The sequence below is a fragment of the Levilactobacillus brevis genome (assembly GCA_021383565.1).
In the GTDB taxonomy this organism is placed as follows: domain Bacteria; phylum Bacillota; class Bacilli; order Lactobacillales; family Lactobacillaceae; genus Levilactobacillus; species Levilactobacillus brevis_B.
In genome coordinates, this window is record CP079699.1 from 1,771,845 (window position 1) to 1,793,056 (window position 21,212).

Here is a 21,212-nt window from a genome sequence, read left to right on the forward strand (position 1 = left end):
AAAGGATTTACCTTTGGCCTGTGCCCAACATGTTAGCGCTATCATCTAACTGCAAATACCGTACCACCGGGAAGCCAAACTGTCAAACCGTTTTACGTGGTTGACCATCATTCAAACCGGCCACAGCTTGGTTGAACCGAACAACTTACTCCAGAAGTCATAAAAACGGGCTTCAAGTTGGATGGAGATAACTTGAAGTCCGCTAACTTCCGGAAAGGAGGTTGTGACGTAATTCCCGTTTCGTAATCATCTTAATACTTAATCGCCTCATAACTCATATTTCGAACCAACTGCCGCAGCCGTATACTCATACTATATTTTATTTCAGGCTACCGTTTTGGTTTGTTACGTTGAAACTTAATGCCTTCATTACCCTAACAGAACACGCTCTAACGATTCTACTTGAAATCCTTGCATGACCTCTGTTACCGCAACATCCGAGCTCTAGTTAAACCTAATGACACTGTCTACACGTCTCTAAACACATACGCTTACGTGAAGCGCTAAGCTGACACTATATTCAGTTGTACATCATTCTTGAACCTGTTACTTGACTCTACCAGAGTTCGTTAGAAGGTTTATCGGAGTTGTCTAAAACATTCTGTGGTGCAGGTTACTCTACTCGTAAATCTGACTTACCTCAAAACGGAAATCAGTTTCCTAAAGCATTGAATCAACTAGATCATGTGCTGCAATCACAACGCTTAATTCCTTTCCGTGACATAATAGTAACACGGGTTGTAAGCGTTTGCAATAGATAAGCCGCAACTTCTCAATTATTTTTGCGCACCTCCGGATAAACGTTACAACGACGGGTTTTTTAGCGTAAAAAAATATCGCCAACGAGTCGTGGTCGTTGACGATATCGCAACGTATGAATCAATTCCAGGCAAATTCCATGGGTTCTTGTTTGGAGGAAAAGTTTCACAGAGATGAGCTTAGTAAATTGATTCCAAATTAAGTGATGCATGAAACTAACGGTCGTGTGGAGCTCTGCTCAACACACAACATAGTTATACCGCGAATTTACCGATAATGCACACTTTTTGAATCTGGAATTTCGCCGCTTCAGAGTGAAGTGTTGGCGTACGGGGATTTATAGTAGGAAAATTATTTTTACCCCACTATGGCTCCCCGGCGTTGACGATTAATACCAAGCTGGCTTGTCACCATCGGTATTGGGCTTGTTGACGCCCAATGATTCGCGAACCGCTTGGCTGGGATCAGCGACTAATTTCGCAACGACAGCGGCAATACTCTTCCGTGAGACCTCGGTGCCCTTGAAGGCCTCCCCCTTCTTGGTCAGTTCATAGTCGATCTCGTCCTTGTTGTCCAACCAAGCCGGGCGAATAATCGTGTAATCGAGGTCGGACCCCTCAATGACCTTGGCCGCCGCGGCGTAGGTCTCTAAGTAGCCGCCGTCCAGCATCTGGTGATTCCACTGACCGAAGTTGCCAGGAACCTCATCGTAAATCCCCAGAGTGGAAATCCAGATCAACCGCTTAACCTGACTAGCCGCCATGGCCGCAACGACCGCCTTGGCCTCGTCTTCGATGTTGTGACCCGCCAGATTGGCGTAAACCACGTCGATGCCGGCCATGGCCGACTTCAGATTGGCCACACTGCTGGCGTCGCCCTCAAAGACCGTGACCCGGTCACTCGCAGCATCCGCCAGTCGCTCCGCATGCCGTAAGAACAACGTGAGGTGATTCTGTTCATTGTCTAAAAGTTGTGCCGTCGCAAGCTTTGCAATCTTTCCGTTGGCGCCCAGAACTAATACGTTTGTCATGAAGATTAACCCCTTTGCTTTTTGGTTTACGGTTATACTGTAATACTAACAGTTACATTTAGCAACCGAAAAGGATCACCGTCAGTCATCCCAAGACTGCTCAGTCCCTTAACGCCGCCACTTTTGGACCAATAAAAAAACACCCCAGCCGTAACGACTGAAGTGTTTCTGCGTTTAAATCAACATTAACGTGACGCCTTCGATGGGCGTGATGCTGTCGCCAAGGTCGCCGAAGACCAGTTCCTTCTTCAGAGCCGGTTGGTCGAGTTCGGTTAAATTGGTCTTCTCAATGGTCAGATGATAACTGCCATGCCGATCCTTGCTTAAGCCATAATTCACGAATTCTTGTTCGGGGGCGTATTCCGCAAAATGGACGGCGTAATGTCCGAGCTGGTGGGAAACGACCAGACGAATCCCGTTTTCATCTCTAAAAATGTGCAAAATTGTTCACTCCTAAATTGATTGAAACTATCCTGATTTCGGCACCACGACAAAAGGAAGGGCCGCGGCAACACGCCCCTCCATTATCGGCCCGTAGCCAATCACGAGTGGGAAACGTGCCGCGGCTATCGACAATCACGGCTCGTTCAACCCATGATTAACTCACGTGCGCACGGTGATGTCAGCCTTGCCAAACCACAAAGCGTTCGGCGTCACCAAGATAGTTCCTCTATGTACTTAGATTGTACCATACTTGGCCTAAAAAAATTAGGAACAGCGGATCTCACCGCAATTTTTACCAAAAATTAGGCCCTTCCCCTTGCCAGCCGCGGGGGAAACATGCTTCAATATTAGTAATAGAGTAATTAATTATTGACCGGCTGGCAATGACAACCGACGATTAGGTTGCTACCGCGGCACTTAACGGCTTACTTTAATGATTAATCGACTAGTAATTACGGGAATTTCGATGGAGGCCCACAATGGCAAATACGAAGAACAGTCAAGCAGCAAAAATTCGGCAACAAATTATCGCTTGGTTACAGGATGAACAAACTTCAGAGGTGGTCTCCGAGGAGAAATTTCCGGGAATTCGCGGCATCCGGGCCGTCAAACTCCGGGAAATGCTGGGAAAGCTGGGCTACGTTCAATCGGTGGTGATGGGCGCGGTCTCGGCGGCGCCGTCGATTGATCCGCGGATCAAGAAGGCCGCTGTGAAGCCACGAGAAGTCTATTACTACTTCGACAACAGCGTGCCGGCACCGGCCAAGATTCAACGTCAGGAACAACGCGCCGCCGCTAGCTCGACGACCCCCACCGCTTCAGCCAAGGTCGCAACCTCTGCTGTCCACATCAAGGCCACCGACTTGCCCGGACTCTCGGGAACGCCAGCCTTCAAGGCATTGTTAGCGGCCAATGAACAGGTCACGGCAGCCGTGGACGAGCTATTGACGGCGGCGCAAACCCAACGACCGCTAAGCGACTTAGAACTGAACTTTCTCACGGAATTCGCGACTAAGACGGCTCAACAGACCGAGGCCCTGCAGAACTTTACGGCCCAGTCTCGAATTGACCGGCTTCGTCACCTATAAGCCGAATTAATTCGTGCGTTGATTAACTTGTCGGTTAAATTGTTTGACCATTTTAACGTTTTTCGTGAAATTCGCTTGACTTTTGGGCACGTGACCTTTAATCTGTTATAAATTACTTTTATGGGGGACGATTGCTCATGGCACTACACGAAGACAACCGCGTATTTTGTGAAAAAACTGAACTTTTCTCAAATTCATTCTACGGAACCATCACGAAGATCTACGAACACTCCGCACTGGTGAAAGTTGAACCTGAACAACTCGCCAAGAAGGAAACCGATAAAATCGATTCCTTCGGTGACTTAGTCGTCATCCGCCTAAGTGAACTCCAATTGGTCGATGCCGCTGGCAAGCCAATGGACGAACCTGAAGACGAAGAACTTGAAGCAGCGGAATAGGTAAACTGAGTCAGCTCACAGCGTGTGGGTTGGCTTTTTATTTGCGGTTAACCACAAAAAGAAGATGCAAGTTGCCCTGCATCCTCTGGATTAATCCGATTAATGATCATTCACAATCTCGGTCAGTTGCTGGATTAGTTCCGGCAATTCTTCGTTGAGCACATCGCTGACGTGTTCTTCGATTCGCCGACCACGCGCCGTAATCTCAAACACGTGATAACGCCGATCGGTCGCCAACGTTTCGTCATCAATGTAACCGTTGTTTAACAACCGGCTAATCTGAATTGAAATCATGGATTGGCCCACGTTCAGGCGCCGAGCTAATTCACTGGTGCTGACCTTTTCCATGGCGAGTTCGTGTAGGATTCGATATTGTTCGAACGTAATTGCATCCCCGCTGCTTGGCCGTTTAATAAAGGGACGGAGCAACGAATTCAATTGGTGAATCCGCTGAACATCCACGGCTAACTTATTGGCTTCCATCATGTTACTCTTCCTCCTCGTGACCACCGACAGTCTGGTATCGTCGGTCTGTCTTTAACATAGTCATCGCGTAGTGATAACTTCGTGGGTAAAACCATAAGCCCTGAAAGTTACCTCCCCTAAACATCCTACCACAGATAACAGACTACATTATAAACAAATCACATCTTGGCCAAATTTGCTATTAATTTCTTAATATGGAATGCTTTAAAACGTTGAAATACCCCTCTTTTCGGGCTAGTAGTGCTCATCCTCAAAGTTGAAGACTTCTCGCCTGCCCTGTTGCACGTTCAAGATAACTTTACGGACGTGTTCCGGACTTAGTGGATGATTGCACATGGTAAAGCACGCCGAAACCAGCCGAACACTACGCTGCAGTCGGCTCTCGTGACCATCAAAGTCATCCACTATCTGCGCGGCTCCCTCGTCAGGAGCGAAGTGTCGCCGTAAATCTTCATGCTCACGAATCAAATAGTACTTAATTCGCTGTGCTTCAGCCATCTTCTTGCGGAGTCGCACGGCACGGTCCCGAAATATCATCTCCATCCCGTTCTTCAATTGCACGCGGACCTTCTTCTCGGAGGCCGCGTTCACCCGTTCGATTGATTGAACGCCAACCCAACTGGTGTGATTCTTCCGCGCCGGTTGCTCAGTCACCAAGAGCTGCAAGTTACCGCTCACAACCGGCGTGGGCCCACTTAGATGTAGGATATCTACATTGGTGTTGTGATCATGCCACGTCTTGTCCGTGGAAGCAATTGCTAAATCGACCAATTCACGCGGGGACAGCGGGGTTCGAAAGAAACCGTCATACAGCGTCAGGACGATCGTGTCCGCCGGTCGTTTGTTCTTAATGAACAGCAACGACTGCCAATCCACCTCGACTTCCCCTCGTGGAATGAAACGCGTCACGTCCTCTAGCTTTAAGTGTGTAAAATCAATCACACCCGTGTCTTCGATCTTCAAACGAACTGCTGGTGCGAGTCCCCTCGTCAATAAATTAACCATTTACTATTCCCTTTCTCAAGAAAATTAAGGTCTATGACAACTTACCACGGCCTTCCTGTGGCCCAGCTATAGATTCCCACAAAAACCGAATGATAGCAAGAAATAAACATTGAAATTCAAAAATAATTTATCGGACAAAATATAAACAGATAGCCGTCATCAAAGGTGTTTAGGGGCCATCGTTTGGTGGATGATAGACGAAATATAATTTAATTTATACGAATTAAATTCGATTTTTCTCATGATTTTAGCGGTGAACTTTCATGAATATTTCATAGAAGTATTAGATAGTCTTGATACAATCTAGGTAAAAGTGAGGTGTGGTGATATGATGATGCAACGACATTCGTTGGGCGCCGTGCTATCCAAGGCACGACTGATTTTGGCCGATGGCGCCAGCTATGAAGAGATCTTGAAAAACTTGGATATTCCCGCCTGGTATTTAGAAGAATTGGAGCATGACCATATCACACACCCCAATCCGGATTTATTGGCCCTAATCTGTCAATGCTACGGGCTTAACTATCAGCAGGTTACCACTTTACAGCGGGCTGAGGACCTCACCACGGCGTTATTTGAACTTACTATCTCCGACAACTTACGCCTAGCCGCCAATCACCATCAGGCCATGGACTGGCCAGACAGTGCCGTCTTCGCTGCCAAGCATGGCGTCGTTAAACCCGCGCCCCACACGGTGAACAGCTACGCCGATATCTTACGGTGCCTGCGCTTAGCCGACGACTATTGTCCCATTCACACGGCTAGCCTGATCTACGGCGTCTCCCCGATGGTCTATTGGCAAATGGAAGCGGCCCAGATTTCAGTCTCACCACAGATTGTGGCCGTACTGGCGGAACAGTTGCGAGTGGACAGTCTCCAGCCGTTTCTGACGGCACCAGATTTGCCGGCGGCGGTGGAACGACGATTGCGGGGGTAGGTGCCAGAGAGTTTTGCGGATATTAAAAGGGCCGTCCAAGTTGGGCGGTCCTTTGTGACGCTACTTAATCAAAATTACTTGTTCGTGTGGTAGTTCGTAACACCAGTCGTGCTAGTTGTCGCAGTTGTTGCTACTGGAGAATCTCCAGTTTTTTCGGAATGCGTATAGAAGGCCTTCGTAATTTGACCAAAGGTACCCGCAATTGTGCTGGACAGCTTGTATTCCGTATAGTACTTCGTCGTTGAACCAGATTTCTGGTAGTTAGGCGTATCTAACGTTGCCAAGCCGGCGTTCTTCAAGTAAGTTGCTGCATCGGCAGCCGTAAACGTTGCGTCCTCGACGCCCGTGAAACCAGCTGTAACACTTGGAAAGACAACCGTATTCTTAGTCGCCGTCACCCCAGTCGTATAAGCTTGCAGACCCGTAGCGGCTTGGGAAAGATCCCCGTTGCCATCTGTCTTGTAGAACGTAAAGGATGAGGTCGTGCTTTGATTTTGCGTTACGATCAGACTGATTGTATCTCCACTCTTAGCTGCAGCTAAATTAGCAACATTGGTGCTATCAGAAGCCTTATAAGCATATCCCGTTCCAGTCAAAGCAGTCTTACCCCAAGCATCCGTTGCTTGAGCCCTAGCGTCAGTGCCGACAGCCGTTCCTTTAACCGTCGAAACAGCCTTGGTGTCGTTAGCCTTCAAGTTGGCCAACGTCGTTGAGGCAACCGTCTTACCATTAAAGGTGAAGTTAACCTTCACATCAGCCTTGTCATTAAATGAGTCAGCTGCAGGCTTTGTTGCCGTAACGGCCTTCGAGTAAATCCACCCATTAACGGCTGGATTAGCGTCATCGGTCACGTAGTAGTACAGAGAACCTTCACGCGTCTTCTTAGCGGCAGACGTAATCGTCAGCGCGTCACTGGCGTAGGCCGTGGTGTCCTTAACAGACTTGCTGGCCTTGTATTGCGTGTACTTAGGTGCGTTCCACGTCACGTTAGACTTCCCTGGCTTGGCGAAGTAAACGGTCGTGTTGGCTGGCTTAGCCACGGACTTCGTAGTGGCAGCCTTTTTGAGCCCACCGGCAAAGGTACCAGACTTCTTACCGCCGTAGATGTAACCACGGTATTTACCGTCCATGGAAACGATCTTGTAGTAAACGGAGCCCTTGTTCGTGACCTTCTGGTAGTAAGCGCGGAAATAGTCGGCGGACTTCTTGGATGAAGCCAACTTCTTCATGGTAGCGGTCGAAGCGACCTTCTTGGCACCCTTAACCGTACCCGGCTTAGAGTACAGCGCGTTCTTCCCGGTTGGTTGAACGTTCCGCTTGGTCCCGTCGTTGGTCAACGTCTTGCTGGACACAACCTTGGCCTTGCTGGCAGCTTGGGCGGTAGTTGCGACCGTCGTCACGGCACCCAGACTCAAGACAGCTAAACCAAGATACAATGATTTTGCTAAACTTGCTTGCATGTGTATGATCTCCTCTGAATTATCAGTTTATGTGTTAACGCCTTTCAGTATAACAAACTATTTATAATTTTACTGATAATTTAGTTGGCCCACGAAACGAATTCCAATGTAGACCTTACTTAAGCATTGTATGTTGCGCGTTCGCCGCCTTTAACTCCGGGCGCAGATATCACGCCACCCGTTAAGCTACATCTCGTAGTGGACCAACTTTTCAAACAGCCCTTCAGCGTCCATCTCGACCTGATGACAACGTTCTTGCATAATTTCTTGGTGACTGAGGACAAAGTTCCTGAGAACGACGGGAGACAGCAACCAGCGTAATTTAAGCTCCTGGTCGTAAGGCTGCAGGGCCATATTGGCTTCAATATCCGCCAATAGGCTTTCGTCTAAGCCCAATACAACCGCGGCTTCGGCCTGAGACAATCCTAATTTCTGCCGGGCAGTCGCAATCTCTTCCGGTTGGAGAAAGTTGTATTTCTGCCGATAAATGGCGAAATCTGTCCGAAAATTGTAGTCAGGATCATCCACCGGCTCTAAGTATTCCTCTTCATCATCGACATCCGCCGTGGCGGGTACCCAGTAACGGTGCGTATTGGCAATGGGTTCGCTAAAAATCGTGATCCGTTCTTCAACTTCAATGACCTTAAAATCCACGGGTGCGCCCGTAATATCTGGGTGACTCACCTGCGCAACGACCTTAACCATGTAGCCGACTCCCCTTTCAAAACCTCACAGCTTCGTGCTTTCATAAATTCAGTAATCTTCTGCAAACATCGTCTCTTTTCAACGTCTCCATTACTATACCGAATTTTGCTGATTTAGTCGTGGATGTTGGCTTACAAATAAAGTTATAGCGGCTTAGATAGCGTTAAACCGGACTTGCCATGAACTGACAGGTCCGGTTTAATTTATTATTTATTTTTGGGCTCCGACACTTGATACCACTTTTTAACATCGTGCTGGTTAGTATCTGCATACTTTGTTTTTAAAACATCCAAATACATATAGAAGTCTGGAAACAGATCTTCAATTCGATAATAGTAAGATGTCAGTTTACCCTTAATGTCGTTCACGGCCGTCGCCAAAGCCTTAGCCTTGATTCGTGATTCATCTGGATCCACTGGCAAATTACCATCGGGAAGAGTATTAGCGGTTGACGTCGCCAACGAGCTCTTCACATACTGAAGTCGTAAGCAAACGCGTGGAATCTTATGTTTACCCGCTGAAATATCAGGTGTCAGTTTGTCAAAATTTAAAAAAGCTCCTTGTTGGGCTGAAATCCGTCGATTTTGCTCTTGTTTAATCACTTCTTGATAGAGCGAATTTTTCCCGTCTTCTCGAACAAAAAAGACATCTAATTGTGGCTCATTTCCTTGATCCGTATACCCTTCAACCATAAACAACATGGAAATAAACGGATTCGCACTAACATCAACTAGTGGTGTGCCCAGTCCGTAGTGCTGTAACTCAGCTAAGTTGGCAGCCCGCAGATCCAAATCCTGCGTGGTATAATACTGAACATTTTCTGGAAACTTCTGCGCAACTGACTTATAAGTTTGTTCCCCAATTGTCAAATCAAGTGCAACACAGGACAGTAAGGCGTAAGCATAACCGGATGCATGTTCTTGAAGACCTGTGTTTTGAAGACCTGGGCGGCGCTAGCATAGCCCAGGGATTTACGTAAGCGATGGTTAAGTGCGTTTTGAATGGCTTGGATCGTTGGTAGATCAAAGTTCTTGAGAGAGATGCCCTTCGGAATGTACTCACGGATGAGACCGTTGAGATTCTCATTAGACCCTCGTTCAGAGGGCGTATAAGGATGAGCGAAGTAAACTTTGGTTCCTTGGACCTGATCTAGCTCGGCAAATTCACTGCCATTGTCAAATGTGATTGACTGGAAGTTCTTAGGACCATAGGCCGTAATGACCCCTTGAAGTGCCTGGCGGCAAGTGTCAGCGTGGTAGTCAGGAATCTTAACGATGATTTCAAAACGACTGACACGCTCGGTTAATGTCATCAGTGCGGGCTCGCTAGCAACCCGCTTGCCCTTAACTAGGTCTCCTTCCCAGTCACCCACCAAGATGCGTTGGTCGACGATAGCTGGTCGCTCATCGATTGAGCTACCCAATATCTTCTTATTCTTTCGGGAGCGAGTTCGACGAGTGCTCTTTACTCGGCGACGAAGCTTGACTGGTAAATCAGCGTTACAGAGGTCGAGATAACCTAAATCAATGTACCGATAAACCGTGGGGGTCGATGGACACGGCTTGTCCGGATAAAGTTGATGGAATCGGTGGACGAAGCTATCGACACTATCGACTCTAATCTTGGTTTTGAGTGCTTGGACTAACAGCTTGAAGAAGAGCCAGCAACGCTTTAGTAAACCCTTAGAATGGCATTTAAGGCGGTCTTTTTCATAGACAGCCTGTCCTGCTTCAGCAAAATATTGATAGTATGGCAGATAGTCGGAGTTAAGCTGGCGAACCGTGCCACGCTTGATTTCGCGTGAGATAGTACTGGGATTTCGATGAAGATTACGAGCAATTTGGCGAACAGATTGGTGGTCCTTCAAGAACGCTTCAATTTGGCCACGCTCTTCGGCAGAGAGTTGTTGGTAAGTAATGGTAGTGGTATGATTTGACTGGGTCATGGAGATACCTCTTTCTTTTTGGTTTGGTCGCTTAAAAGTATAGGTCTCCATGGCCTATTTGTTTACCCTTAATGTCTTAAGGGGTGTTGCACTTCAATTTTAAATCGGGCTATTGTTGTCATTTAAACCCTTGATCTTTAAACATTGAAAACGCTCTGAAAGATACTCGTTAAGCCCCACATAAGCTTTTGTGTTTTGTTTAACTTTAACCCGCCATTAAGGTAAGTCAATTCACTTGCTTTTCTCCCGGTGCGGGTCTACACTGTGGTCATTAAATGAAAGGGGGTGATGCTTTTTGGCAACTGGAAATAGTTACCTTAAAGTGATCGCTTCCGCGGAGAACGGAAACGATTAACTTCTTTAAGGTAGGCGTCAGCGAAATTATCTCGCTGGCGCTTTTGTTTTGCCTAGTTTTAGCGGTTTGGCGAGGACTGAGTGGCTAGATTAAAGTTTTCGACCGACTTGGGCAACTTTCGACCGATTGGCTTCGGATTCTGACGCGGACAATGTATATGGCGTGCACGCCGGCTGGCACTCCGCTATAGTGAGGATGTTCTAACCCATTACATCATCCTAAAGGAGTTCGCTCATGTTATCTCAAAACCAGTTACCTGCGTCTGCCCCTATCCGGTCCATCTCCACCCAAGTGCCGCGCACCCCGGCTGATCACGAGTCACCGACACTCATGCCACCCGTCACTGCGATCCGTTTTCAGCGCGATCCCGCCCGTGAGTTGGCGCGGTGGTACGTCACGGTGAAACACGATCCGGACTTCTTAGCAACATTGGTGGCCAGTACGCCGACACCACCCAAGCGTCCGGAGCGTGATTGCATCCCCGTTAGTGCGGGACGGTACTTTGACCCGCACACCGGGATCTTCTACCAGACGAAGCGCTAGCCACCTGGTAGCCATCAGCATCATTGACTAGGGCTGAACGTTTCGGTTTTTCTTGAGTTGATACGTCACGAGTTGGCTGTATCAATCTTACATAATTGAAATTGGGTGGTTTGGGTTTCTTCCTATAATTGGCGTTGATGTTTTTTCACGTTAAGGTCGTCACTTTCAGCACGCTGACAGTTGGGGGGATTTCAGACCAGTGCAGGGGCTCAGCTTGACTATCCAAAAACATCCAGCGTAACCCGAGATGGGCTGCGCTGGATACTTGGGTTAATTTAGCTGTTGGTGCTGGTCAGCATGCGCCGACAGCCACTACTTTCAAATCTGTACGAATACGCTGATGAGCAATCTGATCAGCACATAGGCAACGGCTACTGCGACTATCGCCGACAGACAGCCCGTCATAGATGATAGACAACTGGCAAAAAAAGAATCGTCTTCATCCTCTGGTTTAAAGTCCATGTTTCACCCCGATTACCACGTCATACTGACGTGATTTTTTTGTTGCTGCAGTAATGGTTGTGGCGTGGTTGGGAAGCCCCCCTGTTTCTGCTACTCCCGTGTTGCCCCCTACTACGCACAACGACTTTCATTACGGCTGTTTACCGAGATTAATCATACCATTAGTGGTGTTGGGATTTTGGGTGGATTTATAAATCGCTAATGAAAACGTTACTTACCGCTTTTTCTACCTCGACGCCACTAGTCACGCGTGTTTAGTTCTACGGTGTTTGATATTGGCATAAGAACCTTTCAACGTCCAGCCTCTAAATCAGCTAAAATATCCAGTACTGCTACTCAACGACCGGCACTGGATATTTTAGCTGTTCCATCATCCGCAATAATGAGGCTATGCTATTTAAGCTTCCTCCTGATCACGCAATAATTTATTGACATTAATTGTAGGCATAATATAGCCTGGATACTCATTCGATGTCGTCGTCAGCATCGTAATAATCGATCGAACATATGGATATAAAATAGCTACTGCATTAACTCGAACCAGTTGGTCTAACCCGGCGTCCGTATTATCTTCCTCTGGCTGATAGTCAAATACACCGGTAATTGCACACGACGTTTTAAAAGGAATATTTTCATTTTCTAATGACCCAACGACGATACTTAAAGTTACATTTATTCGGTTTTCATCTATATCAATTTTTCTAGATACTTGGGGATTCATTTTTATTTCGGAACGTGTTTGATGATAATTTTCATTTCGCTGGTAGGTCATATTTTGGACGTTGTATTTTATGAATTTCAAAACAGCCACTACGCAACCTCTCCTATCTCGACATTTTTAGAATAAGATTTTATCTTTGATATCTCCGGACCAAACGTCTTGTAACTAAATTCTCTATTTTCTGCATGATATGAACAATCGGCTAATTTATGACTCGTCAGCCATTCTTCCGGTAACTGACCATGTTCTTCATAACTATCTCTGGCTGCCTCAAATAGATTTTCCTGATACTTAGCCTGCACCCGCTGATTATTCTCTATTTGAGTAAGTGAAGATGGTGCAATTCCCAGCGTATCAGCAAATTTTCTCACGGACATTTTTAGTTTTCCTCTCAAGTCTCGTATTTCATTCGGACTCATATATCCTTCAGCCGCTCGATAGGCGGCGAAGGCACGGTAAACATTCTCCATGGGGTGATCAAAATCTACCCACAATTCCCCGTCACTATCTCGCCAATAATGATTTCTAACCACTAAATCATCTTTATTTCTCACTTTTACTAATTCTAGCTTCCACACCTCTGAATACTGTTCTGTCGTTTCCGTTTCCGGATTATAAAAAGTTTTCTTCATCATTTTTACTCACTCCCAACATACTATCTGAGTCATTTGTACGGAAAATGTAAAGGATAATCCGCAACGTGTACTGAAATCCACATTACGATACCGCTTGGCTTGTCCTGAATCTTTAAATAACAGAGTTCTCCTTCAATCGTTAGCCCAAAAATCCAAATATCACCGGGAATCGGCTTGGTATGATTATCCAACTCAGGTCCCGAAATATAGTCCTGCCAACTTATCCTTTGATAAATTAAATTAAATACTTCAACATCCGTCATAGCCAATTTTGTTAGAGTTTGTATATTTTTGGGCCTTCTACTAAGAACCCATCGATCACGACGAGTTCGGATTTTTGACACTATTCTTTTAACATCGTCCCTATTTGTCAAAACTTACACTTCCAAACTCATCGTCATTTCTCAAAATATTATAACACCTTTGTATCTCCAAAAATACAAAGGTGCTCCGCTAATTTATCCATAAAAATACCCATGCCCGAATCGCTTATGATTCAGGCATGGGTATCCTGACATCTTAGCCCTCACACCACCGGCCGTACCTCACGCACCGCGGCCTTCACCACGGTGCCTAGTCGCCGCATGCCCGCGTCAATCTCACTCGGCGTCAGGCCGGTGAAGCACAGGCGCAAGCCGTTGTGGACGTTTCTGGCCGGGTAGAAGTTAGTCCCTGGCACGTAGGACACGTGGGCCTGGGGAATGGCCGCCTGCGTCAACAGGTCCATCGCGTCCACCCCCTTAGGCAACGTGACCCAATCAAAGAAGCCACCATCCGGGTGGGTAAAGTGCACCTCATCCGGGAAGTAGGCCGTCAGTGCCCGCACCAGTGCCGCACACTGCTCGCGGTAGCTGGCCCGTAGCGCGGCGATATGCGCATCCAAATCATGCACCGCCATATAGGCATTAATCGCCGCGTGGACCACGTTATTGGCCTCCAAGTCACTAGCCATTCGCACCCGCAGGATCGCCGTCAACAGGTCCCCATCGGCCACCAGCCAGCCCGTCCGCAACCCCGGCATCAGAATTTTCGACAGGCTGGATACGAAGACCACCCGCCCCTCGGTATCGAAGTGCTTAACGGCCGGCAACGGCGCGTGGGTATACCCCAAGTCGCGGTACGGCGAGTCCTCTAAAATGATGAAATTATACCGGTTAGCCAACGCCACTAAGTGCTGGCGTTTCGCCACACTCATGGTAATTCCGGTCGGGTTGTGATAGTCCGGCACGGTGTAGAGCAGCTTAATCCGTGGATGCTGCTTCAGCGTGGCCTCCAAGTAATCGAGGTCGAGGCCATCCGATTGGAGTGGCACCGCATGATACGTCGGCTGGTAGAGGTCAAAGGCGGCCAATGCCCCAATGTAGGTTGGCACCTCCACAGCCACCTCATCCCCCACGTTCAGCAGCGCCTTCGCCACCAGCTCGATGGCCTGCTGTCCGCCGACCGTCAGGACCACATTATCCGCGGCGGTCCTGACCTGGCCCCATTTACCAATCCGCGCCGCCAACTTGGCCCGCAGTTCCGGATTCCCCTGGGCGGTCTGATATTGGAAGAGGTGCGCGCCACTCTCCGCAATCGCGGTATGAAAGGCCGCCTGCATCGCCGCCACCGGGAACAGATCTTCTCGCGGACTCCCCGCCGCAAAGGACAGCGCCCGCGAGTCATCATCCTGAGGAAACAAGCCACTCAAAGCCGAAGGAACATCGGGATTCACGCGTTGTGCGAACAAGTCTTGTAACATCATAACCACACCTTTCTGGGACGCGTGGCCGGAATCATCGACCGCGTCCAATCAATTTGCTAACGAAAACACCACTTCTGCAACCCGCCAGAAACAACCGACACTGTCTAGGCCGGTGATTGCCACCACCCAGTCAGGCGGCGTCAGCCCCGATTTCAATTCATTACGGCCCACAATTATCCCAACATCCAATTATCGCTTCCCGCTTGCTTAGGAGTATGATAGAATACCGTTGACAGAAAAACTATTTCAACTATCTAGAAATAGCGTGAATGTAATTCATCTTAACCAATCGGAGGTGGCCACGATGTTACCCTTTGCCTATCGCGTCTTTCAAACCATTGTTCAGGAACAGACTTTCTATCGGGCCGCGCAGACGCTGAACGTCACGCCCTCAGCCATCAGCCACTCGGTCAATCAACTGGAAAAGGAACTCGGCTTTCCCCTATTCATCCGAAACCGCACCGGCGTCGAACTGACCCCGGACGGCAAGACCATCCTGCCGCTGATTCAGGCGATCATTAACGCCGAGGACCGGCTCCAACAGGCCGCCGCCAACATTAACGGCATGAACGCCGGCTCCGTGCGCATGGGGGCCTTCTCGTCCGTGTGCATCAACTGGCTGCCGCCCATCATTCGCCAGTTCAAGCAGGACTACCCCGAGATCGCCATCAACGTCGAACAGGCCGACTTCAGTAACATCGCCTCGGCCGTCAAGACCGGCCGCCTAGACCTCGGCTTCTCCGCCTTACCCGTTTCCGAGAAACTAACGATCTTACCCCTGGTCAAGGACGAAATCTACTGCATCACGCCCAACGACTTCATCCCCGCCAACCGCACCACGGTGACTGCCGCCGACCTGGTCGATCAGAACTTCATCCTCCAGCGCGGTGACTACGACAAGGACACCAAGGCCGCACTCGACCACTACCAGATTCGGCCCAACGCCCTGCGCTTCTCCATCGACGATCAATCGATTCTCGCCATGGTCGAGGCCGGCATGGGCATGGGGATTCTCCCCGAGTTGGCGCTGGAGCGGGTCAGCGGCAACGTGAACGTCTATCCATTTGATACGAAATTCTTCCGCACCATCTGCCTGGTCGTCAATTCCGAACAGGCCAAGGCCCCGTCGACCGCCAAGATGATTGGCGCCATCACCGACTACGTGACGGCCAAGTATCCGGACAAGGTGCTGGCCCATCCGCACGTGGGGTAACTTGGACTCGTAAATGTTTGCTGAAAATCGCAATCTCTTTGCCGAGTGTTGGTGAGAGATTGCGATTTTGATTACCTTTACTTAGTAACTTCACCCCAAGTTGATATTTTCTATAATATCAGTAATCGAACCACCAAAGGAATTGAAAATCAGATGACACTTAACGAAAAACTAGAAGAACTCAACATGCTCAAAATAAGAGCGAATACTTTACGTCCTCTGTCTGCTAATCAAACTGCAGAACTCGCGCAACACGTCCGAACTGCACACGTTTGGTCTTCCAATGCTATCGAAGGCAATACGCTCACTTACTGCGAGACAGTAGCAATTCTAAATACCGGAATGATTATTCATGCAGTTCCCGTCAAAGACGTTCTCGAAACTCTGGACTTGAACGAAGCTTACGAGTATATGATGACACTGGCTAGTCAAAAAACGCCCTTAAGTTCAACATTGATTCGGACGCTCAATCGAATTGTGACGCTACAAACAACCACGGACAAGGCTAATGCTGGTGTCTACCGAATTTTAGCTGCCTGGTCATATAGCAGTGAAGATAAGCCATACGTTGCCCCATTCGATATTGCGCCTCAAATGGATGATTTAATTACTTGGTCGCAAACTGCACAAAACGATCATCATCCTGTTCAATACGCCGCCGATCTCCACCAAAAATTCGTCTCGATTCACCCCTTCGCTGATGGCAATGGCCGCACCGCACGGCTACTCATGAACATGGCCCTAACCCAAGCAGGCTACCCCGTCATCAACGTTCAACCTAACAGGGAAGCCCGTAGTGCCTACATGGAGGCGCTGGCTAAGTCTCGTGAAGCGGGAGATCTCGAACCCTTCGAATCGTTGATTATCAAATACGTGCGAGAAACGCTGAACGAACGTATTAGTATCCTCCAACTTAACGAGAAGAATCAAAATGATGCGAAGAATGATGTCGATGAGCGCTTTGAAAAGTTCTTGAAAGAAAGGCAGCGGAAGAAGTAACGCTCTTGCCCGATAGTTTATTTAAAATCGCAATCTCTTGCCAACGCCTGGCAAAGAGATTGCGATTTTTTGATAACTAATCAGTCCGTATTTGCTTCCACTAATTCAACAACCAAACTTCTAAAATATAGCACCACCGGCTGAACCCCTCCGTTGCAATCAAATAACTTCCCGGCAAAGGCAACATCTTCTTACGCTTGGGCTTTTTCCCAACTCGTCTACCCATTCATTTCCCCCAATTGAGATTTTTTCTCAAAAATAAATATTCTGCTAAAGCCGCGCGCGATTATCGTGCCTATGTACCCCAAACGGCCGCCCCTCAATCCGAAGGCCGACCGCCGAGATGTTGCGTTACGTTTACCTTAGTGACTTGAGACTAGCTGACCTTAGACGGCGGGTGCCGGTTGTGGGCCACCCACTAGCGCCGTCTTCGTGGTCTCCACGATTTCGGCGCGCAGGGGTTCGGCGTACAGATCGACATCCCCCTTGGCGAACAACTTGGCCGCGGCGACCTGCTTCATCAGGTTTTCGACTTCCGCCGGCGCGAGGTCGGTGTTGACGTACTTGAGGCGCAGGTGCTTGACGCGTTTGTCGGAACCTTTAAAACTCAATTCTAATGTCTTCATTTAGAGACTTCCTTTCTATTCTGCGGGCGTGACGGTCGTTAGGCGACGGCGCTTTGCGTGGACACGACGGCGGTGCGGAACGGTAAACCAGTTAAGCTGGAGAGGTACCCGCCGAAATCTTCGACTTGCTTGGCGGCTGGCGCGTTAATCGCGTTTTGCAACACGATCTTAACGGGGGCCTCGTCGGTGTCGCCGAAGATAAAGGTGATGGTCGTTTTCTTCCAATTCGTTTGCATGGGTGGTGCTCCTTCCGTGGTGCGAGATTTTATAAGTGGCTGGCCAACCCTTACACTTATTACTAATGTAAAAAATGGCGATTTTGTTGCACGATTTCGGAAAAAAGTTTAAAAAAGTTTTTCCGGCGGCGTCAAAGTCCGCAGTAGACGGCGGGTGAGCGACCGGCGCCAGCGAAAGACGGTGGTCCGATTCACGTTGTACTTCGTCGCAATCTCCGCCGGGGTCAGTTGATCGACCACGGTGCCAACCAGAAACCGCCACTCGCCGGTGTTACCAGCCCCACCAATCAGTTGGATCAGATACGTCCGGTAATCATTGAGGCCAATCGCGGTGAGCACGTCCTCATCGCTCGGCAGTTCGGCAATGACCGGTTCGTGGTCGCCCGGTTCCAGGGGCAGTGCCTGTCGGCGGCGGTTGCGGAGCTGATTGCCCAGTTCCCAGATCAGTGCACGTTGGGCGTAGGCCAAGAATTGGTGTGGTTTTTCCTCCGGATCGTCGGGAAAGTTGGCGTAGATTTGCGGAAAGTACGCCCGCCCCTCCTGCAGATAGTCGTCGTACTCGTCCTGGTCGGCGCGTAGGCGCAGGTGTTTCAAGGCGGCATAAATAATCGTTTCGTGATCGCCAGCAAATAAGAAGCGGTATGCGGCGGCAGTATCGGTGGTCATCTCTGAATCATCCCTTCAAGTGTGGTGATCCATAGCGCTATGGTCAGCCCCCACCTTACCGGAGTTCTACTGGGCCCGCGAATGGCGTTTTTTCGTAAAAACCAGGGAAAATTCCCCAAAAATGTCCTTGCTTTCGGCATCGAAAGTTTCCCAATCCCGGCAACTTGCGATCCACCCCGTTGCCGGAAATTTCCGGATATGGCCGTTTTTTTCACTTTTTTGGCAAAAATAAATTTACCTGCGGCGGCCCGGTTATTTTGTGTTATAAATAGTTATGTAGAGAAAATTTAATGTCGTTGGACGTTCCGGCGACCCGACACCCGCCTGCCAGGCCCCGCACGGCGCACCAACCCATGATTCCAGGAGGAGTTTTACAGATGAACAAGACAGCAATTCTGACGACCGTCGCCGCGGCGGCCCTATTCTTCGGTGGCAGCACCACCCTGGCGCAGGCCAAGACGTATAACCAAAAGGGCAATGCCCTCGCTAGCTACAACGTCAAGAAGTACAAGACGGTCAAGAACAAGAACCTTTTCGTTAAGCGCTACACGTTTAAGACCAGCTACAGCAACATTTTCCAGACCAAGCCAACTAGTATTCACACGACCAAGGGTAAGAAAGCCACGTTCAAGTCCAACGTCTTTCTGCCAGTAACCTACAACCACTCCGCCGACTGGGGCAACCCACAGGCTGAGGTTCTCTCCAAGGACGGCAACACCCTCTACGAACTGATTACGCAGAGTAGTGGCAGCAACAAGGGCTGGATTGTCAAATACAACCTGGGCCAGTTGCGGCACAAATTTGGCATCAGCACTAGCCACATGGACGCCCTACGCCGGGCCAGCTACGACCATTCCGTCGGGAAGATGACCAGCAAGGACAAGCAAATCATGAAATACGTCAAGGTTGGGCCAAAATTCAACACGGGCCACGGCCAGTCGCTGGCCATGAATCCCAAGAACGGTCAACTCTGGTTCATCGGTAAGCCGGTCGCCGTCAAGACCAACGTCCAACGCATCGGTACCAGTAGCCTGAAGCCAATCACCAAGATTAACTTCAAGCTGAAGAGCACCGTCACGATGGGCTCCAACCTGACCTTTGACAAGCACGGTAACGCCTACTTCTTCACTTATTCCAACGGGGGCTGGGCGCCTAAGGGTGCGGTCAAGATCTACCAAGGTAAGATTGGCAGCAAATCCGTGAAATTCCATCTGGTCATGCAGGGACTGCGCAACCGTCCGGGTACCAAGCCACAGGCCATGGCCTACAACGCCAAGCGTAACCGCCTGTACTTCGTTTCCGACAGCAGTATCTCCTCAATCCCCGTTTCCAAATTGGGCAAGCTCAAGGCTAGCCAAGTCGAAGCAGCTAACTTCAGCGGCAAGCGCGAGTTCGAAGGCATCCAATTCGCCAAGAACGGTGCCAGCTACCTCTTGGTCAACAAGGGCGCCGAGTTGATGCAGGCCACGAATAACAAGTTCTAGTACCATTTGCCGCCTGCGAATGTCAGGGCTCCGCCTGCTGGGGGGACTATGGTGAAACCAGTCGCCTTACCGTTCGCCAAATCTGGGCTCACTCACGGCTAAGCCAGTGTACAGCCACAACAGCGTTTCCAGCCGACTACGACAGTGACGCCACAACTGGTCGTTATTTCTTATGAACATAGCCGGAGGAGGCCAGAGATGGCGCCAGCCGTGAGCGTGAAGTTAGCTGACGTCTCTTGTCAGGTTGCTTCACTGGACGCGTTTGAAGACGTGGGTTACGGCTTCAAACCGAGGTGCGAGACCGCTCTGTGGCTCGCACCGGTCCCCACCGCAGGCAGAATCTCTGGCAGCCGTAGGCGATCTCCACTCAAAAAATAAAAACCAGTTACCCACCCACCGTTTCAACGGGGAAGGTAACTGGTTTTGTATTTTATAGCATTAATCCCGTCCGAAAGCAAGGTTTTCGGACGAACCAGGCCGATGATTCCGTAAAATTTAACCGCTTTCTCAGCCCAATTACTGCTCAAACGCCGTGCACAATGTTATACTGGCCCCGAGACGGATTGACATTTTAGCCGAATCCGCCTGGAATAACTACCATAACTCAATCTCCAACAAAGGGAACACCAACGCTTGTCTGACGTTGACGTTCCCTTTGCTAGCTGTTACAGGGCTATAATAAAGCGAAAATAACCGCAATCATCATTAAGACGGCTAGGCCGATACCAGCCTCGTACTTGCCTCGGCGCGGTGTGCGCTCGACACTCAAGGTGAGGTGGGGTCCGTCGACTAACTTCATGATGGTCTCCTTTCACGTAACCCGCGTTACTGCGTTCTACCCAAATAGTGAAAGTCTGGATCACGACCCACGCGGTAACAGGCGAAGGCCCGCGTCAGTTCATTGTGAAACGTCACCAGGATGGCAGGCGTGGCCCAAGTCGAGGCCGCCCAGAAGACGGTATCGTCCGGCTCACGGGGATCGTTGGGATAGCGGTAGTAACCGCGGTCTTCATCCCAAATGGTCCCCTGCGTATTCAACCAATCCTCGGCCAACCCCGCCTGCACCACCGCCATGACATCGTGGTTATCCCGAATCAATGCGGCTAGCTTGTCCCAATCCAACTGCCAATCGTTTCTCTTCGGCAATTGGCTGCGTGTGCCCAGTGGCGTATGCCGCAGGGCAATCGGGGTTAAATCAATAAAATCCATGGTGGTTGACCTCCTTGTTCTTCGGGTCAATCATACCGCATTTTTAAGGTCCCAGCCTACTC

Annotated in this window: 22 protein-coding genes and 1 pseudogene; 7 read left to right on the forward strand and 16 right to left on the reverse strand. The window is 49.3% G+C overall.

Translation table 11 applies throughout. The features are described from left to right. Positions 1-1,147: 1,147 nt before the first annotated feature. Both KB236_08335 and KB236_08340 read right to left on the reverse strand, forming a co-directional pair. Positions 1,148-1,789 carry an SDR family oxidoreductase gene (locus KB236_08335; GenBank protein ID UIF28550.1) on the reverse strand — a complete coding sequence of 214 codons (642 nt, stop codon included), beginning with the start codon at positions 1,787-1,789 and terminating at the stop codon, positions 1,148-1,150. A gap of 174 nt (positions 1,790-1,963) precedes the next feature. Further along, on the reverse strand, positions 1,964-2,230 hold the full coding sequence (locus KB236_08340; GenBank protein UIF28551.1) for a hypothetical protein: 267 nt from the start codon (positions 2,228-2,230) through the stop codon (positions 1,964-1,966). Between the two features lie 482 nt (positions 2,231-2,712). Between KB236_08340 and KB236_08345 the strand changes: the two genes are divergently transcribed. Further along, positions 2,713-3,321, forward strand: coding sequence for a hypothetical protein (locus tag KB236_08345; protein ID UIF28552.1), 609 nt, complete (start codon positions 2,713-2,715; stop codon positions 3,319-3,321). Between the two features lie 137 nt (positions 3,322-3,458). Further along, positions 3,459-3,719, forward strand: a complete 261-nt coding sequence (locus KB236_08350; protein ID UIF28553.1) for a hypothetical protein — start codon at positions 3,459-3,461, stop codon at positions 3,717-3,719. 99 nt (positions 3,720-3,818) lie between these two features. Here KB236_08350 and KB236_08355 read toward each other — a convergent pair whose 3' ends face one another. Further along, entirely contained in the window at positions 3,819-4,205 is a 387-nt protein-coding gene (locus tag KB236_08355) for a winged helix DNA-binding protein (GenBank protein ID UIF28554.1), read from the reverse strand. A gap of 234 nt (positions 4,206-4,439) precedes the next feature. Then, on the reverse strand, positions 4,440-5,210 hold the full coding sequence (locus KB236_08360; protein UIF28555.1) for a hypothetical protein: 771 nt from the start codon (positions 5,208-5,210) through the stop codon (positions 4,440-4,442). 328 nt (positions 5,211-5,538) lie between these two features. Here KB236_08360 and KB236_08365 point away from each other — a divergent pair, with 328 nt between their 5' ends. Beyond that, positions 5,539-6,147: a hypothetical protein gene (locus KB236_08365; GenBank protein ID UIF28556.1), complete on the forward strand. Its 609-nt coding sequence runs from the start codon at positions 5,539-5,541 to the stop codon at positions 6,145-6,147. A gap of 74 nt (positions 6,148-6,221) precedes the next feature. Here KB236_08365 and KB236_08370 read toward each other — a convergent pair whose 3' ends face one another. The 4 genes and pseudogenes from KB236_08370 to KB236_08385 all read right to left on the reverse strand — a co-directional run bounded on the left by KB236_08370 (position 6,222) and on the right by KB236_08385 (position 10,257). After that, positions 6,222-7,607: a hypothetical protein gene (locus KB236_08370; protein ID UIF28557.1), complete on the reverse strand. Its 1,386-nt coding sequence runs from the start codon at positions 7,605-7,607 to the stop codon at positions 6,222-6,224. A gap of 186 nt (positions 7,608-7,793) precedes the next feature. Continuing rightward, positions 7,794-8,312, reverse strand: coding sequence for a hypothetical protein (locus KB236_08375; protein UIF28558.1), 519 nt, complete (start codon positions 8,310-8,312; stop codon positions 7,794-7,796). Positions 8,313-8,518: 206 nt separating this feature from the next. Further along, the gene (locus KB236_08380; GenBank protein UIF28559.1) at positions 8,519-9,181 is read right to left on the reverse strand and encodes an FRG domain-containing protein; all 663 of its coding nucleotides are present in this window, start codon (positions 9,179-9,181) and stop codon (positions 8,519-8,521) included. A gap of 86 nt (positions 9,182-9,267) precedes the next feature. Further along, positions 9,268-10,257, reverse strand: a pseudogene (locus KB236_08385) (IS30 family transposase). A 589-nt stretch (positions 10,258-10,846) separates the two neighbouring features. On the opposite strand from KB236_08385, the gene KB236_08390 reads away from it, so the two are divergent. Further along, positions 10,847-11,155: a hypothetical protein gene (locus KB236_08390; GenBank protein UIF28560.1), complete on the forward strand. Its 309-nt coding sequence runs from the start codon at positions 10,847-10,849 to the stop codon at positions 11,153-11,155. 859 nt (positions 11,156-12,014) lie between these two features. Here the strand turns inward: KB236_08390 and KB236_08395 are convergent. The 4 genes from KB236_08395 to KB236_08410 all read right to left on the reverse strand — a co-directional run bounded on the left by KB236_08395 (position 12,015) and on the right by KB236_08410 (position 14,714). Then, positions 12,015-12,428, reverse strand: a complete 414-nt coding sequence (locus tag KB236_08395) for a protein-export chaperone SecB (protein ID UIF28561.1) — start codon at positions 12,426-12,428, stop codon at positions 12,015-12,017. Further along, a complete protein-coding gene (locus KB236_08400; protein ID UIF28562.1) occupies positions 12,428-12,973 on the reverse strand; it encodes a helix-turn-helix domain-containing protein in 546 nt (181 codons plus the stop codon). Before KB236_08400 ends, KB236_08395 begins: the two co-directional genes overlap by 1 nt. Positions 12,974-13,002: 29 nt before the next feature. Then, entirely contained in the window at positions 13,003-13,347 is a 345-nt protein-coding gene (locus tag KB236_08405; protein UIF28563.1) for a hypothetical protein, read from the reverse strand. A 152-nt stretch (positions 13,348-13,499) separates the two neighbouring features. Further along, complete coding sequence (locus KB236_08410) at positions 13,500-14,714, reverse strand: PLP-dependent aminotransferase family protein (protein ID UIF30329.1); 1,215 nt, start codon at positions 14,712-14,714, stop codon at positions 13,500-13,502. A 307-nt stretch (positions 14,715-15,021) separates the two neighbouring features. On the opposite strand from KB236_08410, the gene KB236_08415 reads away from it, so the two are divergent. Both KB236_08415 and KB236_08420 read left to right on the forward strand, forming a co-directional pair. Beyond that, complete coding sequence (locus KB236_08415; protein UIF28564.1) at positions 15,022-15,930, forward strand: LysR family transcriptional regulator; 909 nt, start codon at positions 15,022-15,024, stop codon at positions 15,928-15,930. Positions 15,931-16,083: 153 nt separating this feature from the next. Further along, the gene (locus tag KB236_08420; protein ID UIF30330.1) at positions 16,084-16,929 is read left to right on the forward strand and encodes a Fic family protein; all 846 of its coding nucleotides are present in this window, start codon (positions 16,084-16,086) and stop codon (positions 16,927-16,929) included. Positions 16,930-17,315: 386 nt separating this feature from the next. On the opposite strand, the gene KB236_08425 is transcribed toward KB236_08420, so the two are convergent. The 3 genes from KB236_08425 to KB236_08435 form a co-directional block, all read right to left on the reverse strand. Then, positions 17,316-17,555, reverse strand: a complete 240-nt coding sequence (locus KB236_08425; GenBank protein UIF28565.1) for a DUF2922 domain-containing protein — start codon at positions 17,553-17,555, stop codon at positions 17,316-17,318. 38 nt (positions 17,556-17,593) lie between these two features. After that, positions 17,594-17,791, reverse strand: a complete 198-nt coding sequence (locus KB236_08430; protein UIF28566.1) for a hypothetical protein — start codon at positions 17,789-17,791, stop codon at positions 17,594-17,596. A gap of 108 nt (positions 17,792-17,899) precedes the next feature. Beyond that, positions 17,900-18,457, reverse strand: coding sequence for a sigma-70 family RNA polymerase sigma factor (locus KB236_08435; GenBank protein ID UIF28567.1), 558 nt, complete (start codon positions 18,455-18,457; stop codon positions 17,900-17,902). A gap of 377 nt (positions 18,458-18,834) precedes the next feature. Here KB236_08435 and KB236_08440 point away from each other — a divergent pair, with 377 nt between their 5' ends. Next, positions 18,835-19,941, forward strand: coding sequence for a hypothetical protein (locus KB236_08440; protein UIF28568.1), 1,107 nt, complete (start codon positions 18,835-18,837; stop codon positions 19,939-19,941). An 825-nt stretch (positions 19,942-20,766) separates the two neighbouring features. Here KB236_08440 and KB236_08445 read toward each other — a convergent pair. Then, complete coding sequence (locus tag KB236_08445; GenBank protein ID UIF28569.1) at positions 20,767-21,150, reverse strand: hypothetical protein; 384 nt, start codon at positions 21,148-21,150, stop codon at positions 20,767-20,769. Positions 21,151-21,212 lie beyond the last annotated feature (62 nt).

Bases quoted from the DNA above. Each gene is read 5' to 3' on its own strand.
- KB236_08355 (UIF28554.1), bottom strand. From the start codon at position 4,205: ATGATGGAAGCCAATAAGTTAGCCGTGGATGTTCAGCGGATTCACCAA.
- KB236_08430 (UIF28566.1), bottom strand. From the start codon at position 17,791: ATGCAAACGAATTGGAAGAAAACGACCATCACCTTTATCTTCGGCGAC.
- KB236_08400 (UIF28562.1), bottom strand. From the start codon at position 12,973: ATGATGAAGAAAACTTTTTATAATCCGGAAACGGAAACGACAGAACAG.
- KB236_08375 (UIF28558.1), bottom strand. From the start codon at position 8,312: ATGGTTAAGGTCGTTGCGCAGGTGAGTCACCCAGATATTACGGGCGCA.
- KB236_08410 (UIF30329.1), bottom strand. From the start codon at position 14,714: ATGTTACAAGACTTGTTCGCACAACGCGTGAATCCCGATGTTCCTTCG.
- KB236_08365 (UIF28556.1), top strand. From the start codon at position 5,539: ATGATGATGCAACGACATTCGTTGGGCGCCGTGCTATCCAAGGCACGA.
- KB236_08440 (UIF28568.1), top strand. From the start codon at position 18,835: ATGAACAAGACAGCAATTCTGACGACCGTCGCCGCGGCGGCCCTATTC.
- KB236_08350 (UIF28553.1), top strand. From the start codon at position 3,459: ATGGCACTACACGAAGACAACCGCGTATTTTGTGAAAAAACTGAACTT.
- KB236_08345 (UIF28552.1), top strand. From the start codon at position 2,713: ATGGCAAATACGAAGAACAGTCAAGCAGCAAAAATTCGGCAACAAATT.
- KB236_08415 (UIF28564.1), top strand. From the start codon at position 15,022: ATGTTACCCTTTGCCTATCGCGTCTTTCAAACCATTGTTCAGGAACAG.
- KB236_08360 (UIF28555.1), bottom strand. From the start codon at position 5,210: ATGGTTAATTTATTGACGAGGGGACTCGCACCAGCAGTTCGTTTGAAG.
- KB236_08425 (UIF28565.1), bottom strand. From the start codon at position 17,555: ATGAAGACATTAGAATTGAGTTTTAAAGGTTCCGACAAACGCGTCAAG.
- KB236_08420 (UIF30330.1), top strand. From the start codon at position 16,084: ATGACACTTAACGAAAAACTAGAAGAACTCAACATGCTCAAAATAAGA.
- KB236_08435 (UIF28567.1), bottom strand. From the start codon at position 18,457: ATGACCACCGATACTGCCGCCGCATACCGCTTCTTATTTGCTGGCGAT.
- KB236_08445 (UIF28569.1), bottom strand. From the start codon at position 21,150: ATGGATTTTATTGATTTAACCCCGATTGCCCTGCGGCATACGCCACTG.
- KB236_08335 (UIF28550.1), bottom strand. From the start codon at position 1,789: ATGACAAACGTATTAGTTCTGGGCGCCAACGGAAAGATTGCAAAGCTT.
- KB236_08370 (UIF28557.1), bottom strand. From the start codon at position 7,607: ATGCAAGCAAGTTTAGCAAAATCATTGTATCTTGGTTTAGCTGTCTTG.
- KB236_08390 (UIF28560.1), top strand. From the start codon at position 10,847: ATGTTATCTCAAAACCAGTTACCTGCGTCTGCCCCTATCCGGTCCATC.